Genomic DNA, 7,631 nt, shown 5'->3' with positions numbered 1-7,631 from the left:
CGTATTTGCGCTGGGGCGCGTCAACGTCCATCAGCGTCAGATACGGCGCCGCGAAACTCCATTCCTCATCCGACACATCTGTCGGATACCCTTTGCGGTCGGTTCTTTTCATCCCGCCAGGATACCAAGTCTCAATCGAAGTTCCTAACACGCTCTAGTCTCATCACGATGTGCCAGCGCACCGCGCCACTCTCGCGACGCTTTTCGATCCCCTGATATCCCGAGTCAGCGTACACGTCCGTTTCTTGACCGTGCAACAGCGCATGAGCCTCCGTAATGTCGTGGACATTGCCCGCCGTGCCTACAACGGTATGGACCAGACCGGACTCAACGTCCACGCCGATGTGCGCTTTCATTCCGAAACACCAGTTATCGCTTTTCTGCGTCTGACGCATCTCGGGATCGCGCGTTCCGGAGTTGTTTTTCGTCGAACTGGGCGCCGGAATCGTGGCATCGACGACCGTCCCGGTCTTGAGCATCAGGCCTTTCTTCACCAATATTTCATTGACCAGCGCGAGCATCTGCGCAGCCAGTCCATGGCGCTTCGAGAAGGTGACGAAACCGCAGAATCGTGCTCTCGTCCGGCAAACGCATCGTGCCACCGTCAGATCCTGCGAAGTCACGATACAGCGGCACGTCATATAACGCTTCTTCCATCGCTGGATCGGGCAGACCAAACCACTGTTGCATAAAATGAATGTGCAGCATCGTCGCGATCTGGAACGGCGGCCGTCCAGTCTTACCAGTCGGATAGTACGGTTCGAGCAGCGCAATGAGCTTCAACCAAGGCGCACCGCGTCGTCCTCATCGAGAAATTCTCGCTTACGCGTGCGCGTCGTTGTCAAATCCAGGTCAAGTCCACGTTGCGTCATCTGGGCTCTCCTTAACTCACTCCTTTCATCCCAGGATAGTTCACCGGAATCCCAATGCCAGGACTTTTGCCGACCTTCCTTAACCTTGGCCACCTGAACAACTGGAACCAAGGATGGGCGCGCCGATTGTTGATGACGAACTGTGGAGTACGCATGCCCGGCCGCATCATTTCCGTTGTCTGCTATTCGCTTCGAACGTCGCGCTTCTATTCACGAAGCGTTCCTCAAACTCGGGTGTTGCTCGATCTGCTGGAACACTCTTCAGCGCGTTCAGCAGTCTTTATGCAACCTTCTCTTAGCAATAAGCACGGAACTCGTGAATACGTGGCCACGCAGAAAGTCGATGCTGGATCGGTTCAGTCGAGTTAAGCGCGCGAATAGCATCGTTCGATTCGAATTCTACATCATGCATGATGTAGAAGACGCACAACCCGCCGAGGAGACTTCCGCCTACCAAGAGACAGCAAGAAGTACCTGTGCTACGCGGTCAACAGGGGGTAAAACAGTCGATCTCCAGCTGCGTGTGCCCGTCGCGACAAGACCGCCGCGCGATGTTACTTCGAGAAGGCGAGCGGACAGAAGGATGAACCCGGAAGAATCCTAGAGCACAAGAGCGGCACCATCCGGTTGCGCTCGAAACGCTCGATGCCGGCCTGCGCACGACAGAACAAGCGGCCGAACAAAATCATCGAATAGTCGTGGTATCTGACCAGCTCCGGCAAGTACGCAGAGTGCTCTATGCCATACTATTCCGTAACTGCTCCAACGACATTCCGGAAACGCTTGTATTGCGTAAACGTCGCTCTAAGGGCGCATTGGCACTCAGCACTAGACGTCCGCTGATTTGTAATATCCAGATTGAACGCGTCTGGATCGAACCTACCCCGCAACACCGCTGCGGAAAGTGATCCCGCGTAGGCACTGTCGACCTTAAAGCGATGGTGCGAGTTATAGCCATAGTCGTAGATGCCTGTAAATGATCTAACGTACCAAGCGCGCTTTTTGATCAGCGTGACCTCAGCATCGGCAAATCATTTGGTAAGCCGGGACCCGACTTACCGTAGCCAGTATCACACAACAGCATTATTCTCCGAGGTAAGCGGCCCGAACCTTCGGATCGTCGAGCATCTGTTTCGCATCGCCCGACATCGTGATCAGACCGGAGTCCATCACGTAGCCGCGATTGGCCGCCTGCAGCGCGAGACGCGCGTTCTGCTCGACGAGCAGAACGGTCATACCTTCAGCGGAAATCGAGCGCACCACTTCGAAGATCTTCTCGACCATGATCGGCGACAGACCCATCGACGGTTCGTCGAGCAGCAGCAGTTTCGGACGCGAGATGATCGCGCGCGCCATCGCGAGCATCTGCTGCTCACCGCCCGACAGCGTGCCCGCGTATTGCGAGGCGCGCTCCTTCAGACGCGGGAAGAAGCCGAACATGCGCTCGACGTCCGACTTGATACCGTCGACATCGTTGCGCAGATACGCGCCCATCTGCATGTTCTCGACGATCGACATACGCGCGAAGATGCCGCGACCTTCCGGCACCATTGCGAGACCGCGCTTGAGCAGCTCGTGCGCGGGCAGGCCTTTGATCGACTGGCCCATGTACTCGATGTCGCCGGCCGCGTACGCCTTCAGGCCGGTGATCGCCTTCATCGTCGTGGTCTTGCCCGCGCCGTTCGCGCCGATCAGCGTGACGAGTTCGCCCTGCCCGACTTCGAGGTCGACACCCTTTACCGCCTGGATGCCGCCGTAGTTGACCTGCAGGCCCTTGATTTTCAACATTGCTTGCGTCGTGGACATCAGTGGACCCCCGCACCCAGATAAGCTTCGATCACCTTCGCATCCTTCTGCACGTCCTGCGGCAGACCCTGTGCGATCACCTTGCCATAGTCGAGCACCGTCATCTGGTTGCACAGGCCCATCACGAGCTTCACGTCGTGTTCGATCAGCAGAATCGTCTTGCCGTCCGCGCGGATCTTGTCGAGCAGCTTGGTCAGCTCGACTTTCTCGGTGGCGTTCATGCCGGCCGCCGGTTCGTCGAGCGCGAGCAGCTTCGGATCGGTCGCCAGCGCACGCGCGATCTCCAGACGACGCTGGTGGCCATACGACAGGTTGCGCGACGTGTAGTCCGCGTACTGCGTGATGCCGACGTAGTCGAGCAGTTCGAGCGCGCGCTCCTTGATCTCGCGCTCTTCCTGGCGTTCGGCCGGGGTCTGGAACACCGCGCCGAGCAGACCGTGTTTGGTGCGCACATGACGGCCGACCATCACGTTTTCGAGCGCGGTCATGCCGCCGAACAGGCGAATGTTCTGGAACGTGCGCGCAATGCCCGCCTTCGCGACCTGATAGACCGCGGTCGGCGTGTAGTTCTCGCCGTCGAGCTTGAACTCGCCCGAATCCGGCGTGTACAGACCCGTGATCACGTTGAAGAAGGTCGTCTTGCCGGCGCCGTTCGGGCCGATCAGACCGTAGATTTCACCCGCGCGGATCTGCAGGCCGACCTCGGAAAGCGCCTGCAAACCGCCGAAGCGCTTGTTGACGCCTTTCACCGACAGACGGATCGCCGCGTTGTTGCTTACGTTATCGCTCATGTCTTTTTCTCCACCGGACCTTATGCGCGCACCGGCTTCTTGCCGCTACGCTTCGCCAGCTTCGCAATCTTGTCTTCGTGCTTCGGCGCGGGCCACAGGCCTTCCGAGCGATACAGCATGATCACGACCATCGCCAGACCGTACAGCAGCTGACGGATCACTTCGGTATCGACGACTTCATGGCCGAAGATCATGTTCTGCAGCGGACCCATCGTGGAGCGCAGGAACTCGGGGAACACCGCGAGCAGCACCGCGCCGAGAATCACGCCGGGGATGTGGCCCATGCCGCCGAGCACCACACAGGCGAGCACCACGACCGATTCCCAGAACGTGAACGATTCCGGCGACACGAAGCCCTGGAACGCACCGAACATCGCGCCCGACAAGCCGCCGAACGACGCGCCCATCGCGAACGCGAGCAGCTTCACGTTGCGGGTGTTGATGCCCATCGCCTTGGCGGCAATTTCATCTTCGCGGATCGCGGCCCACGCGCGGCCGATACGCGAATGCTGCAGACGCGTACACGTCCAGATCACGAACAGCGCGCACAGCACGAACAGGTAGTAGTACAGGTACACCGCCGGGAACTGCATGCCGAACAGCGAGTGCGACTGCGCGAAGCTGAAGCCGCCGATCTGCACCGGAGCGATCCCGGTGATCCCCTTCGGACCATTGGTGATGTTCACCGGACGGTCGAGGTTGTTCATAAAGATCCGCACGATTTCCCCGAAGCCGAGGGTCACGATCGCCAGGTAGTCGCCGCGCAGACGCAGCGTCGGCGCGCCGAGCAGAATCCCGAACATCGCGGCCAGCGCCATCGCGATCGGCACGATGATCCAGATCGGCACGTTCAAACCGTGCGGCGCGAGCGCCGCGATCCATTCGAATTGCGTCGACAGGTGCGGCGAGCTCAGCAGCGCGGCCGTGTAGGCACCGATCGCGTAGAACGCGATGTAGCCCAAGTCGAGCAGGCCGGCAAAGCCCACCACCACGTTCAGGCCCAACGCGAGCATCACGTACAGCATCGCGAAGTCGAGCACGCGGACCCAGTAGTTGCCGCCCGCCGCGCCGATGATCATCGGCGCGGCGATCACGAAGATCGTCGTAAGGATGCCGATGGTCAGCGTCTTGGTGCGGTTCTTTTCGGGGATGAGCGTTGTGGACGGCTCGATCGGTTGAATTGAGGTCATGATTGTTGACTCCTTGTGGCCCGGGATCAGGCGCGATCCGCGACACGTTCGCCGAGCAGACCCGACGGACGGAACACGAGCACGACGATCAGCACGATGAACGCGAACACGTCCTGGTAGTTGCTACCGAACACGCCGCCCGTGAGGTTACCGATATAGCCCGCGCCCAACTGCTCGATCAGGCCGAGCAGCACGCCGCCGACCATCGCGCCGCCGAGATTGCCGATACCGCCGAGCACCGCCGCGGTAAAGGCCTTCAGGCCAGGGATGAAGCCCATGTAGAAGTGCGCGTTGCCGTATTCGGACGCGATCATCACGCCGGCGAGCGCCGCGAGCGCCGAGCCGATCATGAAGGTCGCCGAAATCACGAAGTTCGGGCTCACACCCATCAGGCTCGCGACGTTCGGATTCTCGGCGATCGCGCGCATCGCGCGGCCGAGCCTGGTCTTATGCACGAGCAGCAGCAGGCCGCCCATCACGATGAACGCCACCACGATGATCACGATTTCGGTCATCGAGATCACGGCGCCGGGCGTCGTGTCGGTGGCCTTGATCACGTTGATCGGGTCAGTGGGCAACAGCTGCGGGAACGGCAGCGGATTGCGCGACCAGATCATCATCGCGAGCGTCTGCAGCAGAATCGACACACCGATCGCGGTGATCAGCGGCGCGAGACGCGGTGCGCGGCGCAACGGCCGGTAGGCCACGCGCTCGATCGTGTAGCCGACCACCGCGCAGACCACCGCGCAGACCGCCGCCGCGATGAGCAACGCGATGACCAGCGTCAGCACGTTGCCGAGGCCGGGGAAGTGGTTCTGCAGCACACCTATGGCGGAGAGCGCAACCATCGCGCCCACCATCAACACGTCGCCGTGAGCGAAGTTGATGATGCCCAGAATGCCGTAAACCATCGTGTAGCCCAGTGCGATGATGGCGTAGACACTGCCAAGAATCAGACCATTCATGATTTGTTGGACCAGAATGTCCATGTCTCTCTTACTCCAGTTGACCGCCTACGGGTTGATACGGGGTAACGGACAGCGCGAAGCTGTCCGTTACCTGTCGAAAAATAATCTAGTACGATGGCGGCTATCGTCGCAAATCGCACAGACCGTCACATGTGCGTCGATCCAGTCGCCGGTCTGATCAAATGCGACTTCTCGATCATTGTCGAGAATTGCATCTGCTTGTGCACTGTCACGAAATCACGCCAGAAATACTGCGACCGATCGCCGTCGTGTCTCCCGAATAGACGAGTTTTCTGAACGGAGGACGCGCCCGGTTCCCGACCCACTGCGTCATCCTCCGATAGCACTTCGAACGTAACCGAGCGACCAGTTGCAGCTCCTGATACTTTGTTCACATTTTCAACCGCGATTCGAACACCGCTTTCGTCGTCCCTTCCAAAGGTCAACTGCCCGCCTGTCAGCGGCTCAGCAACCCTCTCCGTTGCGACTTTAGGCTGTCCAGCCACGCGGACGGCAGTGCCGCGACCGAAGCGGACGACTGATTGATGCCATTCATGGATGTCCCTCTCTTTGCATCGCTCAACTAATAACGGGCTGCCATCCGTTTTGCCCCTTATGCACGCAAGCTTCAGCCGAATCCACATATTCCAAAAGTCCGCGCGCTCCTTTTTCGCCCAGAGTCGACGCGACATTTAACAGCCTTCAACGTTTTCTCGACCAAGCGTTACTGACGGACCAATACATTTTCTCGGAGCCGCACGGATCACGTCAGCAGTCGCATCGCATCGCATCGCATCGCATCGCATCGCATCGCACTAAGGCTAGCGTCAAAAGCGATCACACAGAACCAGAAATTTCTCTTGCGTGATCCCGGAATAGCACTATTCAACTGGGACTCTTGAATTGCCAGCATCGCATACTTACCCTCTTCGACTCATGTGCATGATCTCTACGTGTCCGACAGAATGACGCATCAGATTCAAAAATTCCTGAAGCGAACATCAGCTTGATGATGCGTTTGATGGCGCAGCGATCTCACGTGACGCAATGTTGTTCAGGCACCTCTCCTGGACATTTTTTGAGCGGTGTCGCCTACCCGTCGTTGCGCGCGTCAAGCGGCAATCAGATCCCACCCTTTTTTCAACGGCCGCCTTTTTGTGGATCGCCAATGCTGATCAATCGCCATCCCGAAATAACGATGTGCATTAGCCATTGCAGGAGGGGCGCAGCAACGCATCGACCGTCTACGCCTCGTCACGCCAACCGCCGGCTTGTCTAAAAAACGGCGCTTTCAAATGGCGCCAACAGCCTGATGGCCTAATGATCAGCTTCGGGGCCCGGAGCGGCAAGCATCCTTTCGACGCTACGTTGCCTCCTTTTCCAGCCCTTGCGGCAGTGCTTTTCCTGTCAATCTACCCGACGCGCCCAACTGTCAGCCTCCTTCAGAAGGATCAAGGTACCCCGGCACAATACTGCGGTGGACCGAGGCTGGGCCCTATTCTATTTTGCGCGATTAGGAATATGAAATAAATTCGGCTTATATCCAAGCAGCTCACTTTTTCCTAGTCACATAAATTCTACTTATGCTGGCTTAAGCAAGTTACGCTTGTATCAGGGATGAACTGCCGTTAGGATTGCCCGATCACACCTTCCACGATCCGAGTGGACGCCGTTTCGGAGGGCGTTTTTAGGGCTACGAAGCTCGTCCAGTGATGAAGTTCGATCCGATCGATGAGCCACCAGAATGAAGTGATCAAGCAGTTAAAGTGGTTGGTAGTTGGTGTCGTCGCGGAGCATGGTGAACGTGCATTGGCATCGGCATCCGACTAAAGAAATGACCAAGGTTTTCTCCCAATAACGGACCTGCCATGTTGAAGCTGAGATTGACCCGCAAAAACGGACATCTATCCTTTGGAGAAGGAGGTGCCGATTATGGCCAAGCATCGTACCCCGTACCCGGCGGAATTTCGGGCGCAACTGGTCGAGCTGGTGAAGGCCGGACGC

5 protein-coding genes and 2 pseudogenes are annotated in these 7,631 nt (G+C 58.3%); 1 reads left to right on the top strand and 6 read right to left on the bottom strand.

Features of this window, described 5'->3' with window-relative positions:
- Together AB4Y34_RS40080 and AB4Y34_RS40075 are read right to left on the bottom strand one after the other, a co-directional pair.
- On the bottom strand, positions 1–112 hold a 112-nt coding region (locus AB4Y34_RS40080; protein ID WP_368719147.1), incomplete at its 3' end, for a transposase.
- Between the two features lie 46 nt (positions 113–158).
- A pseudogene (locus tag AB4Y34_RS40075) lies at positions 159–872 on the bottom strand (IS5 family transposase); the annotation flags it as partial.
- Between the two features lie 149 nt (positions 873–1,021).
- Between AB4Y34_RS40075 and AB4Y34_RS40070 the strand changes: the two are divergent.
- A pseudogene (locus AB4Y34_RS40070) lies at positions 1,022–1,152 on the top strand (IS5/IS1182 family transposase); the annotation flags it as partial.
- Positions 1,153–1,955: 803 nt separating this feature from the next.
- On the opposite strand, the gene AB4Y34_RS40065 reads toward AB4Y34_RS40070, so the two are convergent.
- The 4 genes from AB4Y34_RS40065 to AB4Y34_RS40050 are packed head-to-tail and all read right to left on the bottom strand — an operon-like array spanning position 1,956 to position 5,648.
- A complete protein-coding gene (locus tag AB4Y34_RS40065; protein ID WP_013090284.1) occupies positions 1,956–2,678 on the bottom strand; it encodes an ABC transporter ATP-binding protein in 723 nt (240 codons plus the stop codon).
- Positions 2,678–3,469, bottom strand: a complete 792-nt coding sequence (locus AB4Y34_RS40060) for an ABC transporter ATP-binding protein (RefSeq protein WP_027198609.1) — start codon at positions 3,467–3,469, stop codon at positions 2,678–2,680. The genes AB4Y34_RS40065 and AB4Y34_RS40060 overlap by 1 nt, the downstream gene beginning before the upstream one ends.
- 20 nt (positions 3,470–3,489) lie before the next feature.
- A complete protein-coding gene (locus AB4Y34_RS40055) occupies positions 3,490–4,659 on the bottom strand; it encodes an ABC transporter ATP-binding protein (protein WP_368592345.1) in 1,170 nt (389 codons plus the stop codon).
- Positions 4,660–4,685: 26 nt separating this feature from the next.
- Entirely contained in the window at positions 4,686–5,648 is a 963-nt protein-coding gene (locus AB4Y34_RS40050) for a branched-chain amino acid ABC transporter permease (protein ID WP_368719146.1), read from the bottom strand.
- Positions 5,649–7,631: the final 1,983 nt, after the last annotated feature.

Origin of the sequence: Paraburkholderia sp. BR10954 (genome assembly GCF_040965775.1) — a bacterium.
Lineage (GTDB): Bacteria > Pseudomonadota > Gammaproteobacteria > Burkholderiales > Burkholderiaceae > Paraburkholderia > Paraburkholderia youngii.
Note: the sequence above shows the minus strand (reverse complement) of the source record. Positions and strands in the feature narration are given on the sequence as shown.